This window comes from Candidatus Pristimantibacillus lignocellulolyticus (assembly GCA_023639215.1).
GTDB lineage: Bacteria > Bacillota > Bacilli > Paenibacillales > Paenibacillaceae > Pristimantibacillus > Pristimantibacillus lignocellulolyticus.
Map to the genome: position 1 here is coordinate 4,351,387 of CP097899.1, position 24,127 is coordinate 4,375,513.

Annotated in this window: 21 protein-coding genes; 5 read left to right on the forward strand and 16 right to left on the reverse strand. The window is 37.0% G+C overall.

The window, feature by feature from the left end; all coding sequences use genetic code 11:
• Positions 1 to 29 precede the first annotated feature (29 nt).
• From NAG76_18870 to NAG76_18880, 3 genes are all read right to left on the reverse strand, one after another.
• Positions 30 to 770: a DUF2071 domain-containing protein gene (locus NAG76_18870; protein ID URN96882.1), complete on the reverse strand. Its 741-nt coding sequence runs from the start codon at positions 768 to 770 to the stop codon at positions 30 to 32.
• A 304-nt stretch (positions 771 to 1,074) separates the two neighbouring features.
• Entirely contained in the window at positions 1,075 to 2,361 is a 1,287-nt protein-coding gene (locus tag NAG76_18875) for a DUF4179 domain-containing protein (protein ID URN93868.1), read from the reverse strand.
• Positions 2,354 to 2,899 carry a sigma-70 family RNA polymerase sigma factor gene (locus NAG76_18880; GenBank protein ID URN96883.1) on the reverse strand — a complete coding sequence of 182 codons (546 nt, stop codon included), beginning with the start codon at positions 2,897 to 2,899 and terminating at the stop codon, positions 2,354 to 2,356. Before NAG76_18880 ends, NAG76_18875 begins: the two co-directional genes overlap by 8 nt.
• 350 nt (positions 2,900 to 3,249) lie before the next feature.
• On the opposite strand from NAG76_18880, the gene NAG76_18885 reads away from it, so the two are divergent.
• On the forward strand, positions 3,250 to 4,089 hold the full coding sequence (locus tag NAG76_18885; protein ID URN93869.1) for a YitT family protein: 840 nt from the start codon (positions 3,250 to 3,252) through the stop codon (positions 4,087 to 4,089).
• A gap of 354 nt (positions 4,090 to 4,443) precedes the next feature.
• Here the strand turns inward: NAG76_18885 and NAG76_18890 are convergent, their stop codons facing one another.
• From NAG76_18890 to NAG76_18910, 5 genes are all read right to left on the reverse strand, one after another.
• Positions 4,444 to 5,016, reverse strand: a complete 573-nt coding sequence (locus NAG76_18890; GenBank protein ID URN93870.1) for a DUF305 domain-containing protein — start codon at positions 5,014 to 5,016, stop codon at positions 4,444 to 4,446.
• 294 nt (positions 5,017 to 5,310) lie between these two features.
• Entirely contained in the window at positions 5,311 to 10,281 is a 4,971-nt protein-coding gene (locus tag NAG76_18895; GenBank protein URN93871.1) for a DUF4132 domain-containing protein, read from the reverse strand.
• A gap of 14 nt (positions 10,282 to 10,295) precedes the next feature.
• A complete protein-coding gene (locus NAG76_18900) occupies positions 10,296 to 10,718 on the reverse strand; it encodes a hypothetical protein (protein URN93872.1) in 423 nt (140 codons plus the stop codon).
• A gap of 145 nt (positions 10,719 to 10,863) precedes the next feature.
• Complete coding sequence (locus tag NAG76_18905) at positions 10,864 to 11,319, reverse strand: OsmC family protein (GenBank protein URN93873.1); 456 nt, start codon at positions 11,317 to 11,319, stop codon at positions 10,864 to 10,866.
• A 328-nt stretch (positions 11,320 to 11,647) separates the two neighbouring features.
• Positions 11,648 to 12,529: a radical SAM protein gene (locus NAG76_18910; GenBank protein URN93874.1), complete on the reverse strand. Its 882-nt coding sequence runs from the start codon at positions 12,527 to 12,529 to the stop codon at positions 11,648 to 11,650.
• Positions 12,530 to 12,739: 210 nt separating this feature from the next.
• Here NAG76_18910 and NAG76_18915 point away from each other — a divergent pair, with 210 nt between their 5' ends.
• The gene (locus NAG76_18915) at positions 12,740 to 13,117 is read left to right on the forward strand and encodes a multidrug efflux SMR transporter (GenBank protein URN93875.1); all 378 of its coding nucleotides are present in this window, start codon (positions 12,740 to 12,742) and stop codon (positions 13,115 to 13,117) included.
• Entirely contained in the window at positions 13,114 to 13,428 is a 315-nt protein-coding gene (locus tag NAG76_18920) for a multidrug efflux SMR transporter (GenBank protein URN93876.1), read from the forward strand. The genes NAG76_18915 and NAG76_18920 overlap by 4 nt, the downstream gene beginning before the upstream one ends.
• 93 nt (positions 13,429 to 13,521) lie before the next feature.
• On the opposite strand, the gene NAG76_18925 is transcribed toward NAG76_18920, so the two are convergent.
• The 3 genes from NAG76_18925 to NAG76_18935 all read right to left on the reverse strand — a co-directional run bounded on the left by NAG76_18925 (position 13,522) and on the right by NAG76_18935 (position 15,739).
• Positions 13,522 to 13,740 (reverse strand): hypothetical protein, encoded by a 219-nt coding sequence (locus NAG76_18925; protein URN93877.1) that lies wholly within the window; start codon positions 13,738 to 13,740, stop codon positions 13,522 to 13,524.
• A gap of 65 nt (positions 13,741 to 13,805) precedes the next feature.
• Entirely contained in the window at positions 13,806 to 14,882 is a 1,077-nt protein-coding gene (locus tag NAG76_18930) for a lactonase family protein (protein URN93878.1), read from the reverse strand.
• 155 nt (positions 14,883 to 15,037) lie between these two features.
• Positions 15,038 to 15,739 carry a DsbA family oxidoreductase gene (locus tag NAG76_18935; protein URN93879.1) on the reverse strand — a complete coding sequence of 234 codons (702 nt, stop codon included), beginning with the start codon at positions 15,737 to 15,739 and terminating at the stop codon, positions 15,038 to 15,040.
• A gap of 146 nt (positions 15,740 to 15,885) precedes the next feature.
• Here NAG76_18935 and xerS point away from each other — a divergent pair, with 146 nt between their 5' ends.
• Complete coding sequence (gene xerS / locus NAG76_18940) at positions 15,886 to 16,968, forward strand: tyrosine recombinase XerS (GenBank protein ID URN93880.1); 1,083 nt, start codon at positions 15,886 to 15,888, stop codon at positions 16,966 to 16,968.
• A 152-nt stretch (positions 16,969 to 17,120) separates the two neighbouring features.
• A complete protein-coding gene (locus NAG76_18945) occupies positions 17,121 to 18,101 on the forward strand; it encodes a YpdA family putative bacillithiol disulfide reductase (GenBank protein ID URN96884.1) in 981 nt (326 codons plus the stop codon).
• A gap of 91 nt (positions 18,102 to 18,192) precedes the next feature.
• Here the strand turns inward: NAG76_18945 and NAG76_18950 are convergent, their stop codons facing one another.
• The 5 genes from NAG76_18950 to NAG76_18970 form a co-directional block, all read right to left on the reverse strand.
• Positions 18,193 to 19,581 carry a chloride channel protein gene (locus NAG76_18950; GenBank protein URN93881.1) on the reverse strand — a complete coding sequence of 463 codons (1,389 nt, stop codon included), beginning with the start codon at positions 19,579 to 19,581 and terminating at the stop codon, positions 18,193 to 18,195.
• Entirely contained in the window at positions 19,578 to 20,702 is a 1,125-nt protein-coding gene (locus NAG76_18955; GenBank protein URN93882.1) for a DUF58 domain-containing protein, read from the reverse strand. Before NAG76_18955 ends, NAG76_18950 begins: the two co-directional genes overlap by 4 nt.
• Before the next feature lie 9 nt (positions 20,703 to 20,711).
• Entirely contained in the window at positions 20,712 to 21,671 is a 960-nt protein-coding gene (locus tag NAG76_18960; protein ID URN93883.1) for a MoxR family ATPase, read from the reverse strand.
• Between the two features lie 96 nt (positions 21,672 to 21,767).
• Complete coding sequence (locus NAG76_18965) at positions 21,768 to 22,700, reverse strand: polysaccharide deacetylase family protein (protein URN93884.1); 933 nt, start codon at positions 22,698 to 22,700, stop codon at positions 21,768 to 21,770.
• A 24-nt stretch (positions 22,701 to 22,724) separates the two neighbouring features.
• Entirely contained in the window at positions 22,725 to 23,726 is a 1,002-nt protein-coding gene (locus NAG76_18970; GenBank protein ID URN93885.1) for a phosphotransferase, read from the reverse strand.
• Positions 23,727 to 24,127 lie beyond the last annotated feature (401 nt).

Genomic DNA, 24,127 nt, shown 5'->3' on the forward strand with positions numbered 1-24,127 from the left:
TCCTCTTCGTTTGTGAGGGATGCTCTTTTTTATTGTCTTTTTTCAGTTTCGCAAGCTTCAATCAACCATGCATGTACATGTAGCTTTTTAGCAAAATGGAGAAGCGGTTTACTTGTTGACAATGTAATCCCATATGAAGAAAGCAATGAGTTTACTTCGATTTCAGCCTCTGCATGCTGTAGTGGCCATCGGCAATGATTAATTTCACCACGGTAGACTCTCCCCTTTGTATCTACACTGTACAGACAATATCGCTCAGTCAGCCAATACTCTAAAGAACCAGGTTCGCTTAACCTTACCTCACTAATTGGACGATAGGTTGCTTTGAATTGTTCTCTACTCGCTCGCGAGTCTTCTCTAGTACTGAAATAACTCACATTATGATGCTCGTCTGACTTATAAACAATTGTTGTTCGGAAATACGGAAGTTTAAAGCTAAGTCGCGCTAACTCTACAACAATAGACTGATCTGCATCTAAGCTGAAGAAATACACACCTGGTTTTCCGTTCAAAGTAACATAGGTTCTTACATTAATTTGCGGAAATTGAGACAAATAAGGAACCTCAGGTAAAAATCGAGGTCTCACCCCACTCATCCCACATGCTACAACGCTTACCCATGCTTGTCCATCATACGTATCGAGTGGTAAGCAGTTCGGAACAATTGACTGGAGTTTTTCAACTGGAATGGGCCAATGTGCAAATAATACATCGTTCCATGTCTGATGCATTACCCAAGGTCTATTGGGCACAGGGTAAGGACGTAACATATCTGTTGGTGAGCCATTCTTGTCTTGCTTTTGTGTTGCCATTATTCTTAACCTGCTTTCTAGAGTAGTTTTGATCATTATTTGGAAGTATTACCTCATTTACATATACTATATCCTTCTAAGAGGATACTTATAGACCTTGAAAATAAATAATTTCTTATGCTAATTAATAATCATCGAATTGCTAAGTATGATTTTGGATGGTGTTACTATCAAGAGGTAAATATTATATTAAAGTGAACAACGAGGAAGTATTCTTGCACCAGCTCCAAGAACACTTCCTCGATTTCTCTTTTTTAGTTAGTTATTTTACTGAAATTTCAATTTCGTAGTTGTAAGACTTCATGTAATGCATACCTTCAATTAATATATAATGTGGTTCATTCGTAGTATCAAAAAGTAACGTTCGTTCCTTCATTAATGTACCATCAGCTTGTTTTATCATATCCTGCCTTACTGTTGTATTTAATGGAACTACTCCATCACTCGTTTCTATGGATACCCCATCAAGCATCACTTCCTCATCTGTCGCAATCGTTATTTCTACTCCTTCAGAAGTTGTAGAGATATTGTTAACCCTCATCTTCTTTTCACCTATCACTAATGACTCCGTTTTATTTATATCTAACGAATATTTAGCTTTGAGCTTCTCATACCCAACAAACTTATTCATAACTAATTGTAATGACTCAAGTTCTTTCGGCAGTACATCGTATTTAATCTCAAACGTGGTCCCGTTATACGATGTTGTTCTACCACTACCTATCATCGGAATCACTTTACCATTAGCAATTAATTCGATCCCATCTAACGCTGAACTTACTCTATCAAAGTTATCTACATTCATCGTCCCTTTAATCAATGTCATCGTTGGTGTAGCAGTGATTGACTTAAAAGTAATCTTGCCTTGGTCTACCTTAAAGCTCTTATTAATCTTTTGCTTAATTTCAGTTTGCATCGCTTTATCCGGATAATAGTCAAATGTAATGCTATCTTCACTCATTCCATTAGTGGTCGCATTCTGCCAGTAAGAAAGTGTTAATTTCTTTGAAAAGGGACTTACAGGATCGAAACTCATCATCCCTCTTATTTCGGTTTGATCGTCATTGATTATTGACGTACCTGAATTGAAATTTGAATCCGTTAAAAAACCTGTAATATGAGGTCTACTAAAGAGATCAATCGTATCATTTATTCCATTCGGATTAGATAATGTATAGTACATAATAAATTGATTTGCATCCGACATGATCCCATCTATCATTAGTTCTGTGCCGTCAAGTAGCGTTGTTCTTACATCTACACTTTGACCCATCCCCGCTTCATTAAGATCCAGTAATGTACCGTCAATAAGAGCATCAAATCCAAATATCTTTTTTCCATAATAAGCAAACGCATTAAAATTGTAACTAACGATGGAAGTCATGATTAATACAGCCGCAGCGACCTTCCATACCTTTCTATAACCTTTTGTTTTCTTTTGCGCAGACTTATCTAAAGCATTGCGTAATCTTGATTCTAGTTCTTCTGGTGCTGTTATGGAATCCATGCGATTATGCTCTTCGTTCAACAATTTTTCGATATCATTCATGAACATCACCCCCATACTTTTCTCGTAATTTCTTTAACCCTTCAAATATTCTCGATTTCACAGTTCCTATTGAGACTTTTGTAATCTCTGCTATAGTTTGATTGTCGAAATCATGAAAATACTTGAGTTGAATCGCTTCCCTTTGATACTCATTAAGATGCAATAATAATGACTGCAAGTCTATCTGTTGATCACTTTTCCGATATGGATCAACTCTATTAGCATTAGATAATTCATTATTTTCAATAACATTCAAATCATCTATTAGGAGCAACTTATTACGCTTAAGAAGCAAACTTTTGCAACAATTTACTAATATCGTTTTGCTCCAACTATAAAAGGATTCTTCTTTCTGAAGTTGTTGTACCTTTTCATAGAGGATTACAATCATATCTTCCATAGCATCTAATGCATCTTCCTTATTCCCAGTATAGGCGTAGGCAAGTCTATAATAAGTATCTTTTTGCGACATGATCAGTTGAAGTAATGCTTCTTTATCGCCTCTTTTGGCTTTCTTCACTAGCCTTACTACATTCATCTTTTCACCTCTCTCGCTTATAAGAGTATCTAGTATTGTAAAAAGTTCATTTATTAGTATTTTTTTATTATTCTTTTCTCTAGCCAATTCCCTCTTGCTGCCCTAAGCCATTTCTTGCCCATTTTAACCTACTATCCATCAAGCTTAAAAGAGCCCTCCTAACATAATGCCCCTTCTTTTTCATAACCCCAACTTTTATGTTTTCTTTTATACAGAACTATGCATATTCATAATTTACTAGAGTTATATAAATTTCTATAAGTTTATAGTCTTTGAAAAAAAGAGATTGCCTAAACTCATTAGTATGAGATATAGTATTTTGATTATTGCAAAATGTAAGGATGGTAACGATGGTAAAGAAACTAACTCAAGATTTATTTTATTTAGTACTAGGATCATTTCTGTTTGCCCTAGCAGTCAACGTATTTGTCATTCCCAATGAACTTGGAGAAGGTGGAGTTACAGGGGTTTCCATTATTTTTTATTATTTATTCCAATGGTCTCCCAGTCTAGTCAGCTTAATAGTGAATTCTTTATTACTAATTTTCGGATATCGATTTCTTGATAAAAAGATGATTATTTATACAATTATTGCTGTATTGCTGAATTCCATTTTTTTACACCTTACTCACGATTGGAATATTCAATCCAGTGAATTAATAGTGAATGCGATATTTGGAGGTATACTTGTCGGAACAGGTATTGGGATGATCATCCGGGTTGGTGGCAGTACAGCAGGTACAACCATTCTCGCAAAAATTGCTAACAAATATCTCAATTGGAATATTAGTTACGCCCTCCTATTTTTTGATCTAATCGTTGTATTTTCCTCTTTCTTCATTATCGGGATAGAGAAACTTATGTTAACCATCATCATGCTTTATGTCGGCACAAAAGTGATGGACTTTATTATTGAAGGACTTAACCCTAAAAAAGCAGTCACAATTATCTCCGTGCAGCAAGACAAAATCGCCGAACAGGTCAACTTGATCATGAACAGAGGCGTTACTGTTCTGCAAGGAAAAGGATACTATAGCCAGGAGCCAAAAGAAGTGCTCTATATTGTAATTAGCAAACAGGAAGTATCCACACTCAAGAAAATTGTTAAAAAAGTGGATAAAGAAGCATTCCTCACCATTCATGATGTAAGAGATGTATTTGGAGAAGGTTTTGTAGAGTTATCAAAATAAAGAATCCCGTTTCAGCATCCCACTACTCGAAGGTAGTCCTAGAAAGATATTCCAGAAAAAGAAATAACCCAAACGACTCCAATTACTACGAATTGAAGCTGTTTGGGTTTTGTTCATTATAACAGTTTATACCAGCTGTTTAAGAAAGAGGCATTCACAGCTATTTCCTCAAAAAGATTCAGTGATCCACTCTCTAACTTGATGCATGCTACCATTAGGAAAAATGTAACACTAATAAGCAACTTTTAACCTCTCTCTTACACAAAATATCAGCTATGATCCAAATTTCTCACTGCACAACAAAATATCCAATAAATGAACATGAATTAATTAATTTCATGTTCATTTCACTATTCAACAACCCTCCAAGCTCACTAGCAACTGCTGCATCTGCTTGATTCCTTTCGTTTGGGTAATTATGATAGCATGAAGAATCGGCTTTAACGGCGGACAGATATTAAATTGTAGTACGTTGTTACACATACGTACTGCTCCCTCATGATGTGGAATCATTTCTCTCACAAAATTTCCATTTACACCATTAGTAATTGGCGCTGTACCCATTTCGTGGAACATCGTTTCAGATACTTCTTTGAATACATTCATATACTGAGATATTTCATAGTTAGTATTTGTAAATAAACTGCACCTCTGATGCATCGCTTGCATGTTCGCAATGCTTTTTGTTTGTTCTGCAATAATGTTCAATACTATATTTTGCAACTCCAGGTTGGTAGTGTATCGCAATATGTTTTTAGACATTTCAATTGCTGCAGCATGATGTGGGATCATCTGCCTAATAAAGATATCTGAAATACTATTAGTGGGATGTACACTTGTCATTTCCCTAATCATGGTATTAAGTATTTTAAAGTACGTATCTAGATATGCTTTCGTCACAAGACTTAGTTCGTTAACACTAATCATTAGAAAAACCCCCTTTTTCTATAAAGTATTCTCGGCATTAGGCTATTGTGCTTTGAATCTCATTTGAGGATATGCACTGTTTCCTTCATAGTGTTATGAAGGACTCGTTATAACATTTTTCTCTCCTATGTCCCATGCTAAGCTCGTTTTGATTAATACAATACTAATAAAATACAAATAAGCCGAAGCACATGATCCAATCACGCTCCGGCTTATTCTCTTTCATGTTCATTTAGAAAACTTTACATAACAAATCTTTAGTGATGTCTCTTCAGTGATGCTATTTTAAGCAACCTATTTCTGTAATTGCATCAAAATTTGCGGATCTTTAATCTTCGTATCTTCTGCCAATAGAACAATTTTAGACATAATTTCCGCTGTTTTTGGGTCTTCATCAAGGAATGGTAAGAATATACGTCCTCGATGTTGAGAATGTACAGGAATAATATGCAATGCTCCTAGAGCTTGCTTGTAAACCATCCCACTTCCCAAATGAACAGCATACTCACCTAAGCTTCCAGTAATGTGTGCGTAACTACCATCTAATCTAACATTGGACAATCTCATCAGTCGTACTGACTCTTGTACGATCGCTTGACGCATCTCAATCGTAGTTAAGCTAGCTTCAGGATCTACACCACCTACATGTGCTATACTCACCACAAGATCAACATCTCTCATCACTTCTGAGAATAGGATTGGTGGTACTTTGTCTAATGACACATGCTCATAGGTGGATCGATTCATAAATTGTATGATTTCAAGTGTAGGTGCTTCTGTATCTGCAGGCGAGAACCAATCTGCCATAGCATATAGACTTACAATTAAATTCTCAGCGTAGAATACCTTCTGCAATCCTTCCTCGTAGCTAACTGTCCATTGTCTGCTCTTCAGAAGTGCAACCGTTTTTTTCGGCTGTACTTGATATCCAGCATAACGACGAGAATGAGTAACATGATGAAGCTCATCTGAATTAGGCATATACAGTTCACGGAATACTTGCTTGAAAGGCTGTCTAAGCTGGCGCTCGAATAGATCACGTTGGAAACTACTCCATTGTCCACTTTCATATAAATGTACTGGGTGAGCAATTAGTAGATAATCATCTACCTTTAATGTCGTATGCTTACCAGATGCATCGCGTAGCGATAATTCTTCTCCATCGAAATACCCTAGCTGATCACCGACTTTGAATACTAACGAGCTGATTAATGGGCGGATCACCGGATTATTAACCAAACCTACTAATTCATTACAAGTAAAACTATTGCTTAATTCCATCGATCGCTCTAGCTCTTTGCGAGCTCTGCGATACTGCTCAATCAACTCTGACTTCATTTCTTTTAGTGTTGTAATAAATTCATCTTTTTTATACTTTGCAGGAATGGATTTAAGTTCTTTACCTTTTCGATAAATTTGAATATCCGCTTGCCCTTCATCATCTACAACTAATTGTACAGTCGTTTCTTCATCAAGTTTGTGCGGTTCGAAGTAGACCTTCATCTCATCTATCTTACGTGCTTCCATATCCCACTTCAAGCGAGTAACGTCTTTATAGCCCGCATTACGAGCCAAATTATCTAATGCAATCTGAGATATGATCGCTTCACTTGCTCGACGCTGAGCACCAAACTTCTTACTTTGTAATAGAAATTGCTGGATAAAGTCATAGCGTTTGCGCAAATCCTGCTCTTTATCACTTAAAAGTGGAATTAAGCTGTAACTTAGCAAATGATCCTTATTTCTTTTATCAGTAACAGATAAATGCATTGCTTCAAGCTTGAGTTTTCCAAGTGTAGCATCTGCAAATAATTGAGAACGTCGATGATTAGCACCTGCAGATATGTATTTCGCACACTCATACAACATGTTAAACCGTTCTTCTCCCAATGTTGCATATGCTTCCTTGAACCAATCTATATCAAATGCCCCATCATTAAAGTTCTGAGGTGAAATTGGAGAAAAATGAGCAACGACAGTTTCCTTTTCTGCCGAGAAACTTTCATTGATATGAGCGTGGAAATACCATGCTGCACTTCGCAACCCATTCCAATCCAAATACTGTGCAACAATATCAATCCATTGTGGTGCATACATTGCAGCTTCCAACAACTTTCTATTAGTCACACTAGAATAATCTTGAAGCAATGTATGAAGAAGCGCAGAATCCTCACCTGCTTTAGGATAACAATTTTTCAATAAATGACTGAAAGCTTCTTTCTTAGTTAAACTACCATGGTAGCTATATACATAACCTCGAACGAAAGCATCCTGATCCAGTGCTGCTAGCAGTTGAACGAAATAATTCATACCTTCAATTTTTCGAAGACTAGTTACATATGGTGTTACATCTGTCGCCATATCTCCTCGTAAAAGCTCAATACTGACAATACGATTTACTACGGTATTACGAATAGATAATAGTTTAGGACGATCCTCTAATGATCCTAACTTTGATGCCGTAATGTCACTCAAATAACTAGTACTATCACCACTATCAAGTAATGCCTTATACAACTGCTTTTCTCCAATGATGTCTTCCTCAAAAGCACGAATTTGCTCTTCAAATACAAATGAGGTACTTCGATCTGGTTCATCTAACAGCTGATCATACGAAAATACAGTATGATAAAACTCTTTAAATGAATCATGATCATATACACGAGAACGAAGGATTTGCAACCATGGGCGGGTAAGTAATTCAAATATGAATAACTTATCTTTGTGTTCTTGTTGATCTATTTGTTGAATCCAATTAATAATAGCCAGTTCCGCCAAAGCAAAAGTATCTGCTTTGGTACTATCGTAGAAGTAGGCTTGTAATAGACGACTGACTTGATTATTGTATGTTAATTTGTTTAATGCAGACTGAACCTTCAATATTAGCTCCAGTGGATACACTTCTGCTAGAAATAACTTACGCCAATCTTCCAGCAACTTGTGGTTTCTTAACTCGTGATATTCCAGTTCTGAATCTGAATAATAGCTGTAGAATCTGTCCAACGTATTATCCAGTTCATCCAATATTGATATATAGTATAACTGCATGAGCTCTTTAGGATTCAAGTTACTCTGCTGTAAATACTCGCTCCACTGTTCGTGCAATGGATAGTGCTTCAACTTAGAAAAAGGTTCATCACTATGAGGATTATGATTATATGAATGTGTCTCTCGCAAATGAGTTCCGATTAAGAGTGTATCTTTGTAACCAGAATAATACTCCGACACATACTCAACATCACGATGCTGATGTACAAGTTGATCCAAACCCACTATAAAGCTTTCAATCTTGTCAAAGTTTAATGTAAATATATCCTTTTGAAATAAAAACTCTCCAATGTATTTCTTTTCCAGAAGCCACGACTCTGTACCTTTCGGATCAAATAATCCAAAGCCATCTGCCCTACTCGTTCCTTTTGTACTTATAAGCTTGTTAAGTAATGCCTTTTCCTTTGCAGTTGGATCTGCAATAAGATCTGCTAAAGGTATTAATCGTTCTAACTGTTCTGCTTTAGCTTCATCTATAACAAACTCGCTAATAACCTCCAAGGCAGCTAATCTCTGTTGTTCATTTTTTGCTTTTAGCAAGTTCGTTAAGGAAGTAATGAGTCTTTCTTCTGGCTGAAGCATAAGTACACTAATAGTGTTTTGTCTTAACGAACCCGATTTTAGCTTTAACAACGCTTCTATTGGCAACAGTTCATTTTCAGATAGCTTCATTTTTTTAATTTGTTCAAGCGCCAACTCACGATTGGTCATACTTTTGTCGGATAAGCTATCTAGAATAAATGCTCGAATGTTTGGATTGTCCTTATCAACCATGAAATGTGATAATAATTCTCCACGCATATTAGGGGAAAGTTTATCTTTTCTAGCAATAAGCTCTGCAATCCACGTACTGTCCATATCATATGCGGCTAGATAAAGCATTTTGGTTACAGGTAACTCAGAAGTGAATTGTACATGTATGAACTCTAATGCTTTGGAAGTAGCACTATACTGCTGTACCATCCCATCAAACATTGCTAACAAAAGGTCAAAATCACGTTGCCTTTCAACTTTATTTTCCAGTATCTCAACACGCTCAAATGTAATTGTAATATCTTCTGCTGTTGTACCTGGCCTGCGCCATATTGGTAGATAATGATAGCAGTAGTTTGTCAATACCCAGTATTGCAATTCAGCATTTTTCGCAGCTAAATTTTCTCTAGCTAACTGCAAAGACAGTTTACTATTTCGGCTATTCGATAATATGTACATCGCAATAATTTTTTGATAATGTTGTCCATGCTGCATTAACTGCTGTATGTTGGCGTACAAATCTGTTTCCTCATATACAGCTGTCGCCCAAAGTGCAATATAGACCTCATTCGAGTTAATGCTGTTCAACCATTGCTCACGTATATCCTTTTCGGTAAGTGCATTATAGGCTTGCACGATTAACCGACCAACAACCCGCTGATTTGCAGCCTCTAGTTCCATTCCAAGCCAAACGCTAAGACCTCGCACCACGGAACTATAACGGATATATCCTTCGTCTATAATAATCTTCAGCATATATAAGTAAGCTCCAACTGTTCCTTCGTCCATTGTCTCAACAATGCTTTGACGTAAACCTTCTTGAAGCCTTGCAGCTATTAACAGTTCACCTATCATGTGATACATATCTTCTTTATGACTCATGAAAATACCTTTGATCATTTCGTTTCGTAGGAGAGCAGTTTGGTTATCTCCATAAATAATTGTTTTCAAAGAATCTATGATTTGTGCATTACCTTGATCTAACTCATAGCTAATGATATCTCCAATGATCTTATTAATATAATAATGAAATTTATAATCCGATTTTGTTAAATAGTTAAACAAATCAAAAGAGGATCTATCTATGATCATGAGAGCAATGATCTTTTCAGTAATGATTTCCAAATGATTACTCAGTGAACATGATCGAAATGGACGTCGTGCATATCCTCTATCATAAGGGTACTCAATTGCATGTTGAATGATATGATCTAATACATTACCTAAACTATTTCGAAGCAAATGTTTAGCGATAGTTAGAAACGATCCATTCATTAGTTGATCTATAGTAGCACTTTGATTTTCCAGAAAGTCATTAAACTGTTTAATATGATCTTTAGATATCATTTTGTTATTGCTTCTATCCATTAAAATCTGTCCAATAATACGTTGTTCTCCTTGAAGTCCCTCTAAACGCTGCTGAACAAAACATTCATACTGCTGATCATGTTCTTCGTTTGTCATTGTCCAAACTCCCTTCACCAGTAGCTTCCAGCTAACATTGTAAGTCTAATTAAGGTTATGTCATCATGGCCTTTTAATGAGAGAGGCTCATCTAACATCTTTATTTCTTCATCATTAATAAATACCCGATACAAGTCATCCCTATAGGCAAGTAGAGCCGTATCAATTGCAGTTGCTAGATTGGGTTTGCCGTCATGATAGATGGCACCGAAACTAACTTTACCATTTTCGACTCTATCTTGAACCTCTTTCTCGTCCAAATATGGAAAGAGGTATTGTTCTTGCTGGCGCTCCAGCAATCCCTGAACATTCCACTCTACCAATGCCTCTATTAACTCTCTTAATGTTCGAGGTGTATGTAATAGCTCAATAGGCAGACGTGTCAGAGCAGCTTTGCGTTTTCCAATACTTTTAACTGTTATGGATAGTTGTATCATTTCTGTACTCCTTTCTTATTTTATAACTAGTATATGTTTCTTAGAATCATTATTACGTTACAATGCCATTCTTATTACTTAAATCTTCTGCTATTGAATATGAACGAAATGATAACTTGACCATTCACCTTAAAGTGATTGGTCCTCAACTAATAAGCCCTTCTTTTACAATAATAGGCCGTGTCTCTATCAAGACATTACCGGCAACTGCTCTGGAGATCATACAGGACTCCTCTGCCATATGTGCCAGCCTTTCAGCCTTCGTCAATTCAGCATCTGTTGCATCCGCTTGGAGCACAATTAGTGGTTTATGTACGATCCGTTCGTACGTAAACACGTTATTCGTCACATCCACAATCGCTTCAGATTCCAATGTCAGATGCTGTGGTGTAATATATGCACGTTCAAGCATTGCTGCCAGAGTGATCAGATAACAAGTCGACGCTGCCCCCAAGAGCATTTCGTCAGGATTGGTACCTGTTCCTGGACCTCCCATTTCCTGCGGAATTGAAATTGTTGTTTTTAACCCACCTGCTTCTATATGTCCCTCACTGTTACGTCCATCATTCCATACCGCTTTCAGATGAAAAGGATGTTTCATCTCACTCATTCCTTTCAATGATCTCCGGTTCAAACCCCGAAATACTGTTAATTGTTTAAGTACAATCTATATATAATATCCATTTAATACAAAATAAATAATTATCCAACATATTTTAGTTCATTCTATCATTCCATAACACTTCATTAAGGAGAATTTCGACATTTCGCATTTAAGACTCCTACAGTTATAAATCTTCCATACGTTTCTCTTCGCTTTTGGTTACTTACTTTACGAAATATTCATTAATGCTATTAACTAATACTCACCTTCTCTAAAATGAAAAAAGACCACAATGGCAAGCACCGTGATCTATTAGGATATTATATTATCCAAACCGCTTGCGATATCCACATTTACGACAAAGCTCTTCCACAGCTTGTCGCTTCGAGAACCCATCATAGATTGCCGTTGCTCTTGTACCCTCAATAATCTCGTCAAACCGTTGTTCATGAACATTACCAAGCTTCAATATACCCTCACCATCAAGACAGCATGGAATAACAGTACCATCAATGAGTACACCTGCTTGATTACGCAGCGCATGACAGAAGCCTACTCCTTCATCTTCTTCCTCATCTAGTGCTGGCCAGCGGAATTGAGGGTCTTGATTCAAGTATACACGATCAGCAATTTTCAGTCCTGAACCTGTTCCTGGTAAATAGTATTCTTCAATTTTATAATCTAATTGAAATGCAGATTCAATCATTTCGAGCAATTCACGATTTCGTTCTTTTTCAATATTCACTTCATTATCTTCTGCCAAGTTCCATAGACGGAATGAAGTGATCATCTTTGAAGTTGTTCTTGCCTCTTCTACAAAATCTAATATATCTGCTAAATACTTTTTCAGATCACGATTGCCTGGATCCCCATCAAAGCTATGTAATGAGAAGTTCATTTGCCGTAGTGCAGGCTTACCAAGTAACTTCTCTCGATTTTTATTAATAAGTGTTCCGTTAGTCGTTATATTAACTTTGAATCCTTCTTCATGAGCGATATCTAGTAAAATATCAATTTTCGGATGCAGTAGTGGTTCACCTTTTACATGAAAATAAATATAATCAGTAAATGGCTTTATTTGCGATAATGTATGACGATAATCTTCCACCGACAAGAAGCCCTTCGCACGTTCTGTAGGAGGACAGAAATAACATGATAGATTACAAATACTCGTGGTTTCTATATAAAATTTCTTGAATCGTTTCATATGTACAATCCTTTTCATTTATATTAGATACATCTATCATATCATAAATGAGCTACAATATTAATTCGCCTATCCATTACTTATTTCATACAATTATTGCGTCACCATTTATTGATTGCTATAATTGCAACTGTTGAAATTACATCTATGACGGCAAGTACATTGTAAATAACCGTCTAGAATTAGTCAGAAAGAAAGGTAGGATTCCACTTGAAAAAACCAGAAAATAAATATTGGGCTATCGTCGTGTTTGCAGGGTTATTCGAAGTGTTCTGGGTCTCTGGTCTGAAATACTCGTCTACCCCACTTCAATGGTTTGGCACCACAATAGCTATTATTATTAGTTTCTATTTACTTATCCTTACCTCTAGCAAATTACCAGCAAGTACAGCTTATGCAGTATTCGTTGGGCTTGGTGCTGCTGGAACTGTAGTTGCTGAAATGGTTGTATTCGGAGAGCCAGTACATTGGGGTAAAATTGCACTTCTAACTACGTTATTACTTGGCGTTATCGGTTTAAAATTAGTATCTCATGATTCTCCGTCCAAAGAGCAAGATACGATGCATGCTAAGGAGGGCAATGAATGAGTTGGTTTTTCGTTATTATCGCAGGATTATTTGAAATAGTAGGTGTAGCAGGTATTAATAAACTTAACGAGAAAGTTAATGCCATTAACATTCTAATTATGGCTTTAGGTTTTGGCTTAAGCTTTTTGTTCCTTACTTTAGCACTTGAGCAGCTACCTATGGGTACAGCCTATGCAGTGTGGACCGGAATCGGTGCAGCAGGTAGTGCTGTCGTTGGTATCATCTTCTATAAAGAATCAAAAAGTATAGCTCGACTACTATGTATTGCTGTCATTATAGCATCAGTAATCGGATTGAAATTAGTTAGTTAATTCTATTAATCATTTATGTAGTTAAGTATTTTTAACATTAAGAAAAGGCTGGTCACACTCTTAGTTGAGCATGACCAGCCTTTTTATCCTATATTAAATATCAAATTCATTTTTCGGTTTACGTGGTTGACGCGGCATTTTTTTCTGTACAGCAGGTAAATGACGCATACTTCTCATCATAGGTCCTTTGCAAATCGGACAAGTTTGGTCCTCTTGAGCAAATTCTTCTCTAACCCATGCTTTACATTCCGCATTTTTGCATTTTAAAATTTTTGTTGGTTTAAGCTCTGATGTTGTATTCGTAGTTGACACGCTTGAATGAGTCCCTTCACTTACAGTTGATTTTCAACTTGTTGATTTTATGTTTTTGGTATTTGTTACACAATGACTGGAACGACACAAACTGGTTTTGTGGAGTGTACTTCTACACCGATGTTCTCAAGTAAGCCACTGTTTGTATTACGTTTGAACGTTACAATGTTGTTACCATCGCGATTTGCCACTAATAAGTATTCACCAGTAGGAGTTAATGCGAAGTGTCGTGGATGACCACCGCATGTAGAAATATATTGAATAGCCGTCAATGTTCCGTCATTCGCATTTACTTCGTATACAACGATACTGTCATGTCCACGGTTAGAGCCATATACAAATCTACCATCAGTGGATATTGTAATTTCAGCACAATAGCTTTCTCCATTAAAGTCAGCAGGTAACGTTGAAATCGTCTGAATTTCAGTTAACTCTCCTGTTGATTCCTCGTACTTGAATGCAGTAGTAGTAGAATTTAATTCATTAATTACATATACATAAGGCGCAGCAGGATGGAATGTCAGATGTCTAGGGCCAGAACCAGCCGCAAGCTTCGTTATATTGACTTGAATAAGCTTCCCATTCACTTGATCTACTTTATAGCCAATAATTGCATCTAAGCCTAGATCTACTACGTATAGATATTTACCATCTGGACTATAAAAACTAGAGTGTGGATGTGGTACAGCATTGTCTTGGCGGTCTGGGTCAGCTGTAGTAGCGATATGTTGCGCCTCATCCACTACTTTGTCTAGCGATCCATCTTGATTCAATGAAACTAAGCCAATCATCCCAAGATGATAACTCGTTACAGTTAAGTATTTGTCAGCTTGATCACGCTGCACATGACATGTCGTACCAGTAACTGTCGGCATTTTCTCTACTAATGATAGTGTACCAGCTTCCGTGTCTAATGAAAAATGTGAAATTTCCCCAGACTTCTTACCATTCGCATTTTCAATTTCTGAAACCGCGTATAATTGTTTCTTTTCAATATCTACATTAAGAAAAGTCGGATTTAACAAACCAACATATTCGTCTGTTTTCGTTAATTGTCCTGTCTGTTCATTCAATGTAAATACTTCTACTCCACTTTCATGACTTTCAGCATATGAACCCACGTATACATTCACTTTAGACACGAATAATCCCCCTAAAACATTTTATTACTTCACGGGATACTTCTTGTAGATAAAAGTAACCTCCAAAGCATGATCTAGAACTATTTATTAGAGCTATATCTACTCGAGATACTTCTAGCATATAAAAAGTATCTCGAAAGTATATACTTCAAGTTTTACTTGATGTCACAGTTATCTGGACCGCATATTCCTACTTCATCATCACCTTGAATATTGACTAATGTTGGATTAGTTTCAGCCCAAGTTTGTTCTAACGCATTTAAAAATACATGTTGTGGTTGCGCACCACTAATTGCATATTTATTGTTAAGTACAAAGAACGGCACACCACTAATACCAAGACTGCTAGCTTGCTGTTCATCCGCTCTAACATCACTCGCATATTGATCAGATGAAAGTACGCTTTGAACTTCTTCTTCTGATAGTCCAGCTTGTACTGCTAGCTTTATTAGTTCAGCATGATCTTCGATATCAACATTATTCGTGAAATATGCTTCAAATACTATATTTACATAAGATGATGCTATGCCTTTTTCTTGAGCAAGAAGCAATAAACGATGTACATCAAATGTATTAGCGGTAAGCATATTATCAAATTCAAAGCGTAAGCCTACTTCAGCAGCTTGACTTGCAACACCTTGAGTCATTTCCTTCGCTTTTTCCGCAGTCATACCATATTTCTTAGCTAATGAGCCAATTGTTAAACTTTTAGCATGTTTACCTTGATCAAGTTCAAAACATTTGTAAATGACTTCGACCTTATCTTTATGAGCAAATTGTGCTAAAGCGCTCTCGAATTTGGTTTTACCAATGTAACAAAATGGACATACAAAATCTGACCAAATTTCAACTTTCATTACGAACACCTCCTGCGGTATATTTTTTTTGAGCTATTCGAACTAATCCTGTTTCCGAACCGTTACGAACTAAGCTTAAATCATTGTACCTCACTAATTCTGTTGGTACAATATTGACATAACAAATAATAGGGGGTATGAGAAACTTGAATATACTTAAACAAAAAGATCGTACGGATCTTGATCGACGAATTCCTCTTATGCCTTGGTATGTTGAGCAATTTATTCAATATAAATTACCTGATTTATCACCATCTTCCTTATTAGAATATACAAGAGATTACGAAACCTTCTTTAATTGGCTAATAGCGGAAGGTTTGTCGGAAGCGTCCAAGATGAATGAGATCACATTACTTGAATTAGAAACATTAAAAATGGAATCAGTCGATGGCTACAAAATGTATCTCTCTACATACAAAGAAGATCGAAACAGTCGTACCACAATTCAGCGTAAGCTTTCGTCCCTTCGTTCGCTATTTCACTACTTAAGTCAAATTGCCGAAGACGATGACTTCTACCCGCTTCTGAAACGTAATGTAATGGCTAAAGTTGCAATCAAACGAACTCATAAACCTAAAGATACAGCTGCCAAACTCGAGGGGAAACTTCTACAAGAAAATGAGATTGACGAGTTTCTATCATTTGTTCGTGTAGATTATGGTAATGAGGTCATTCGCAACAAGCAAGCTACTTATTCTTATCAGTTAAATATGGTTCGAGATTCATGCATTATTAGTCTTATCCTCCACTCTGGCTTACGTGTATCTGAGCTTGTGAATCTAAACGTGGATGATATAGATCTTAAGAAAAAACTTTGTTATGCATTTCGTAAAGGTGATAATGATGAATCGTTCAAATCACCTGTCTACTTCCGTCAAGCCGCAATTGAAGATATGAAAGCTTATCTCGAACTTCGTGAATCCCGCTACAAAGCACCAAAAAAAGAAAAAGCATTATTTCTTGCAATTGCTAATGGGAAAAATGAAGGCTCGAGAATGACAAAGCGAGCAATCCAAGCTATGGTTATTAAGTATGCGACGCATTTTGGAAAACCATACTTATCGGTTCATAAATTAAGACATTCATTTGCTACAGATTATTATTTGCGAAACGATATATATAAAACTCAAGAGCAATTGGGGCATGCTTCACCTGAAACGACTCAAATATATGCCCACTTAACCGATAAAACGATGGCAGAAGCAATTGATCGCTCTTCTCTGGAATAACCTCTCTAGAAAGGGTACAATAGATGAAGGAAAGTAACAGGAAGCTACATCTAGACGCTACAAAAAGTTTAAGTTTATGCTTTCGAGGTACTTTTTGTTTACAGGAAGCTCATCTAGACGCTACAAAAAGTTTTAGGAGGATTCATATGATTATTGAACATACGATTATTATTGGAGCAGGTCCGTGTGGACTTGCAGCAGGAATAGAGCTACAACGTGTTGGCATAACGCCACTTATTATCGAGAAACGTAATGTCGTTCATTCGATCTCGCAATACCCTACATATATGAATTTCTTCAGTACTGCTGATCGATTAGAAATTGGTGATATTCCATTCACATCACCTAACGATAAACCTTCTCGTCTCGAAGCGTTAAATTATTATCGTATGGCTGCACAACGTCACAAGTTACGTATTAAGCCTTATACGTCCATTACAAAAATTACTAAGGTAGACAACCACTTTATTCTTGACGCTATTGATCATTATAATGAACCTTCACAATATCGTGCAGATAACGTCATCATTGCTACTGGTTATTTCGATCATCCGAATTTGCTTGGTATTGAAGGCGAAGATTTACCTAAAGTAAGTCATTTCTTCCGTGAAGCACATCCTTATGCTGGTCTAAACGTTGCCATTATCGGTGGTAGTAACTCTTCCATCGATGCAGCGTTAGAACTAGAACGAGTTGGCGCAAATGTAACGGTGATCTATCGCCGAGCTGAGTTATCTAGAAGTGTCAAAGCTTGGGTACGACCTATATTTGAAACAAAAGTAGAAAAAGGATCTATACAATTATTATTAGAGGCTCAAGTTCAATCGATTTCGAATCATCATATTGAGGTAAATACTCCCGAAGGTATCGTTACGCTCCAGAACGACTTTGTACTTGCGCTAACAGGCTTCCATCCAGATCAACCATTCCTAACCACTGCTGGAGTAACCATTGAAGCAGAAGGGCATCCAACCTTTAATGAGGAGACGATGGAAAGTAATGTACCTGGAATTTATCTTGCAGGAGTGGTCGTTTCTCGTAAGCAAGATGCGAATGAGATCTTCATAGAATCCGGACGTTTCCATGGAAATAAAATTGCTGCTCATTTAATACAGAAATACACTGTGGAATAACGAATCGGTTATCCAGTTAACAATAAGACATAACGATAAAAAGACTAAAATCAAGAAGTTTTCCTGATTTTAGTCTTTTCTGTATGATCTATTATTTTTTCGCTACAAATTTATCGAATAACTTTTGCAAGATAGACTCATTTGGTATTTTGTCACCATAACGTGCATCATTGTATACATCTAGTAATTGATCATAGTCTTCTTGATTATGTTCATTTCGCTGTATGCGCTGCGTAGTTTTACGATCCACTTGAGGTTGAGCTTGTACAGCTACAGCTTCGATTGTTTGCTTCGCAGTATTGCTCGCATCATATTGGAACCCTGACTCAATTTGTTCTTTCACCACATGTGTATACAACCCTCTAGCTTTATCGTATGAAGATAGTTCTGACCAGTTTTTGACGCTCAGCACAATATTTCCCCGCTTTATTCGCTTTGCTTGTTTGGCTCGCTTAGCAACAGGTTCGAGCTGCTCTACTTCATCAATATAGCCATCATTACTGTCAGAAGCTAGTTTGTATGGATTGAAAAGTCGTGCTATTAATTTCTTAATTCCCTTAACAATCATCCTTATACCATACACAATGATCAATAGTGCTGCTAATACAAGAAGAGTAATAGCTAAGTATTTGAAAATTTTCTCGAGGATAATCCACCACATAGAAGGTTCATCCGGCGGAATAACTTCCCCCATCTCTTCCATAGGTGGAGGCGTCGTCATTTCCTCTGGTACTTCAGAAGATTCAAAACTAGTAAGCCATGCGAAGAATCGTTTAATTAAGTTCATGATCCATTCTTCAATCTGTTGCTGAAGTCCTCTTAATAGCGCAATTGCAAGTAATATAACAGAGATGATCGTTATAATGACACGATTGATGCGAAGTGACATACGAAACGTTCGTGATGTTGCATCAACAATTTGATGTTCACCTAACATTCGTTCGTTCGTAATATACAGTAACAAGATTAAAGCGCACATGCCTAAACCATAAAATACTCCATTGAACGATGTAAGCTCTGTTAGTAATGTTACCTTCAATATTTGTAGCACAATATATGCAATAATACCTATACTCATATGCGTAGGCGTGAAACTCCCACGCCAACTATACATAAAGCTTCTAATACCACTATGAATGAAAAACACAGTGGCAATGATCATAGCAATGATGCTAACAATTGATACAGTAGTCAAGAAAGTTGAATATACTAATACAATGAGCACAACGCTAGTAACAATAATATAGGCTACTCTAGTATAATTTTTATACTGCTTGCCTTCCTTAAACAGTAATTGTGGTAGTGTATAGGCAATTACCAACCCGCATAGCCAACCAATAAGCGCGACTGGGGGAAATAGATAGACGCCAATGGTTACAAAGAGTGGCGCAAAGAAGATCAGTTCTACTAATGCTTGTCCAATCGTTCGAATAACTTTTTTGACACTAGGTTTACTACTTGAGGCTATGCTCTCACTCATCCTGCAGTCACCTCCTGCAGTACAGTTTCTCTGCCATCTGCATTTTGTACATCCGATAATTGCAAACATAGAGCTGCGTTATTATTACTTCTTAGTTGATTCAATTGAGCTTCCAATTCTTCATTCCAAAAGGATGAGAGAAATAGAAAATCAGTGTAGGATACTTTGGAAGCAATAATAGCATCAAGTAACTCAGAGAATGATTCCGTACGTTCAAGCTCTAACGTCGCCATCACATCAAGCATAGATAACCAATGATTCTCTCCACTATTAGGTTCAATATAGAGACTGTTAGTCTGATCAGCAGTACGCATATTCGTTGCAAAACCTGCTTGCATTCCTTGCTTTATGACTTCTTCAGTAATACCAGCTACATAGCGGATCCCATCTTCAATCATCGATGGATTAGATACTACACGCCACATCCCTTCACGATCATCAACATTAAGCACAACCATTAATTTGCGATTGGCAGTAAAATCATATTGATGAACTTGTAAACTCCCCGCCCTAGCAGTTGCTTTCCAATTAATCTGTTTGAATGTATCTCCGGCTTCATATTGACGTGTACCTGCCACTACAAATGGATCAGGGAGAATGTACCGTTTCACTGATACATCGCCTTGCCAACTATGATATGGTATGTTATCTAACGGAATTGCCATAGGCTTTGGATAAACAGTCAATTTCCCATTTAGCTGGATCGAGCGATTAACCTTGGCTAGACTCATAAGATCTCCACTCGTCACGCTTACCGTATTCAGCTTGTACTTCCCTCGCATCATCGGAGTCATCTTGTGCTTTCTAGTTATTTTCGTGAATCCTCTTAACGTGAAAAAGCTATGATGATTCTGATAGAGACTACCCGAACTTACAGCAAAATTATCTGACTTGCCGAATTTCAAGGAAGCTTCAAGTTGTGACTCAATATAGAGCCATGGAATAAGTAATCGTTTATTATTGCTAATTTGTTCAATCATTTCGATCTCTTCGCCTTCAAAACATACGGTTTTATTGAAATGACGCGTATAGTCGACATGACGAAGAACAAAACGACGATACCAATAATATTGCGCGATAACAATAATTAATGCCGTTAAGAAAAACCAAACTAACACCATAATAGCCCTCTATTCTGCAACAAGCTGCGCTTCAGAGGGAACGGGCAATCGCTCCAGCAGTTGATCAATCACTTTTTCAGTACCATTCATCCCACGTTGTAAACCTCGAAGCACAATGCGATGCGCAAGTACAGGTTTTGCCATCGCTTTAATATCATCAGGGGTAACGTAATCCCGACCGCGTAATATGGCATGAACTTGCACTGCTCTTAGAAGCGCTTGACTACCACGAGGAGATACACCGATCACCACATCCTCATGTGAACGAGTTGATTCAACAATATTAAGTAAATAGGCCAATACGTCATCAGACACACGAACTTCTTGATAACTATTGCTCGCTGCTATTAATTGTTCTCTCGTAGCGATAGGCGTAAGTTCTGTCAATGGATCGCTTCTCATAAATCTCTTCAGAAGGACAAGTCCATCTTCAGTGGAAGGATAACCCATTTTAATTTTGAATAAGAAGCGATCGAGCTGTGCTTCTGGTAAGGGAAACGTTCCTTGTTGCTCCACTGGATTTTGTGTGGCAATAACCATAAAAGGTCGCTCAAGCTTCATGGTTTCACCATCTATACTTACCTGTCGCTCTTCCATACACTCTAATAGACTTGATTGTGTTCTTGGTGTTGCACGATTAATCTCATCAGCAAGAAGTAAGTTAGTAAACAGTGGTCCTGGACGAAATTCGAAATCTGATTCTTTCTGGTTGTAGAAATGAATCCCACTAAGATCTGATGGTAATAGGTCAGGAGTGAATTGAATCCGCTTAAAAGTTAATGACAGAGAGCTTGCTAATGACTTTGCTAACATCGTCTTACCGGTTCCTGGCACATCCTCTAGTAATACATGACCAGATGTAACCAAAGCGATAACAAGCAACTCAATAACTTCCTCTTTCCCTACAATGACTTTACCTACGTTTTGCTTCACAGCTTCATTGAGTTGATAGATAACATCTGCGTTCATTACGACGGCCTCCCATATATTGATTAGCTACGATAATTTCTACTTAAATATTACTCAGCATATTTTCTAACCTTAAAACGGGTGTTACATCTATCATCAAAACGGATATTGTCTATTACTGTTATTACGTTGTAACTGTTGTAGTTCGTGCCAATGAATAAGTTTTATCCCTTGATCTTGCAAATGTTGATGCCACTGAGGTCTTTGCATCACTTCCCACTCTATTACTCTTTTCTGTGGTTCTCTATGAAACCTTTCTAGTTCAATTGAAGGTTTACTTGGATGAATGATTAATTCCGTAACACCTGGTTGTAGATGATTGACAAACTCCTTTAACGTGTCAGTAAAACTATCCACCGTCTCACCCTTGCCTAATTCAAACGGCAATCCAACTAAATAATCTAAAATAACTACACCCTTTTGATCAGCAAGATCAGCAAGCAGTTTAATCGATTCGATATACTCTTGACTGACAACATGTTGTTGTAGTGGATTAACATAACGAGGTAATCGGAATGGTAATCCGTAGTAAGCGCATACATCTAAAGTTTCAAGTAGGAAATGTCTACCCGTCTCCAGGCCGTAAAGGCTTCCCATGTGACTATCTGCATGCGTAGGCTTTACACCCAAATTCAACGCCATTTCTAGTTGGCTACTCAACTCTATACTTACCTGACTTGGTGTGGCGCTTTGTTCAAAATTACGGCAATTATCATAAAAATATCCTTCATTGGTAACAAGCGAGGATACATCACTATGACGTGTTACTGGACCCCACTTGTAGTTTTCCCACTCACTTGTAAATGTGAAATGAACACCAACATCATATTGTTGGTTTGAAGCACTCCAGAGCGCAGCCTCTCTAGCCCAAGCACAAGGTAACATTAATGTAGCAGAACTAATAGAACCGTTAACTAGTAATTGCTGTACTGCCGCATTTACTGAATAATTCAATCCAAAATCATCACCATTAATAATTAATAAACGGTCTTCCTTAGCATAACCTAACTTTTCAGCTAAACTCATCATTTACGCCCCACCTTCATCCCCATTTTATACGTGAAACGACTTAAGATATGTAATTGCGTAATCTGCATTGTTGATAATATTTGTAAGTACTTGTTCATCATCTAATCTATCTTCATAACGTCCAATGAAATGCATAGCTACGTCTACTACTCTAAGTTTCACTAGATGCTCAAGAAGACTCAACTCTTCTTCTTGTAAAGGCAGTTCTTTAATAAATGCATTTTTCATTACTTGTATTTTATAATTCAAATTATCGGTATTAGGCTTGATAAGCTCCGCTAGTAGTACAGCTAATTCCATCGCTCTAACGTCTCTTGTAACAAATTCAAAATCTAATATAGCTACCACTTGGTCATTAAGGCATAATGCATTACTACAATTAATATCACCATGTATCCACTGTTGAGGTAGTGCTGTAAATTGCGGAGCCATAGATTCTAACCATGATCTCTCTTGCATAATACGAAGCAATTGTGGCTTTAATTGAGATAAAGTGTCCGTAGTTGAACATACCTTATCTATTCTATCTTCATCTAGTGGTTCGTAATTAGTTGCAATCTCATAATAAGGAGAGTAAGCAGGTATCGTATCGATTGATAAAGATGCCAGTGCTTTACTCAATTTTGCAGTGGCAGTAGCAAGCCATGCAATATGCTCTACACGATCAATTGAAGGTCTATCACCTTCAATATAATGAAACATCGCAACTAATTTACCATTAGATAATTCAGTTATTGTACTATCAAATCGATTCATTACCGGAATTGGAGACATAATGTGTAAAGGCGATTGTAACTGTAATAGCTGCAAAACCTCATGCTCGAATTGCAATTTGCTTTTATCTTGATGATTATTGTAAATGCGTAAGTTATATTGCTTATTACCATCCCGAACAATACGAGTAGTATTATTCATACCGCTATGTCCGACTAATATGGTCGGCTGCTCAAGACAGCTATAGAACGTCAATGCCTCGTTTATCAATTGTGTCTCGAGGCTAGGTGAAGATTGTTCCTGTTGCTCCATAAAGCCCTCCTACCACTTTTCATAACTTCTTAACATTTTACTTTTCCAAGCGAAAGTAACTTTAGAAGGTTAGACTAATAAATCTGGAACTGTAGGAAATAATAGTTCAATTTCCTAATATAGCATAATTATGTTTCTATTCATCATTATAACGCCTAAGTGACTTTATTGGCAAAATTGACCGAAAAAACGGATACTTTCGACATCAACATCATATAATTCACTATGATTTTACCGTCGAAAAGTTGAATTAAAATGTAACTTTATGCGCTTCCCCAGGAAATAATCAAGGAAATAAATCAATATTTCCTTGATTATTCTCCATATTCGACGCCGAATATGCTCCTGTTTCACTTCGTTGTCAAAGTCTGCTTTTTGAACTTCCTCTCACAATAAAGGTT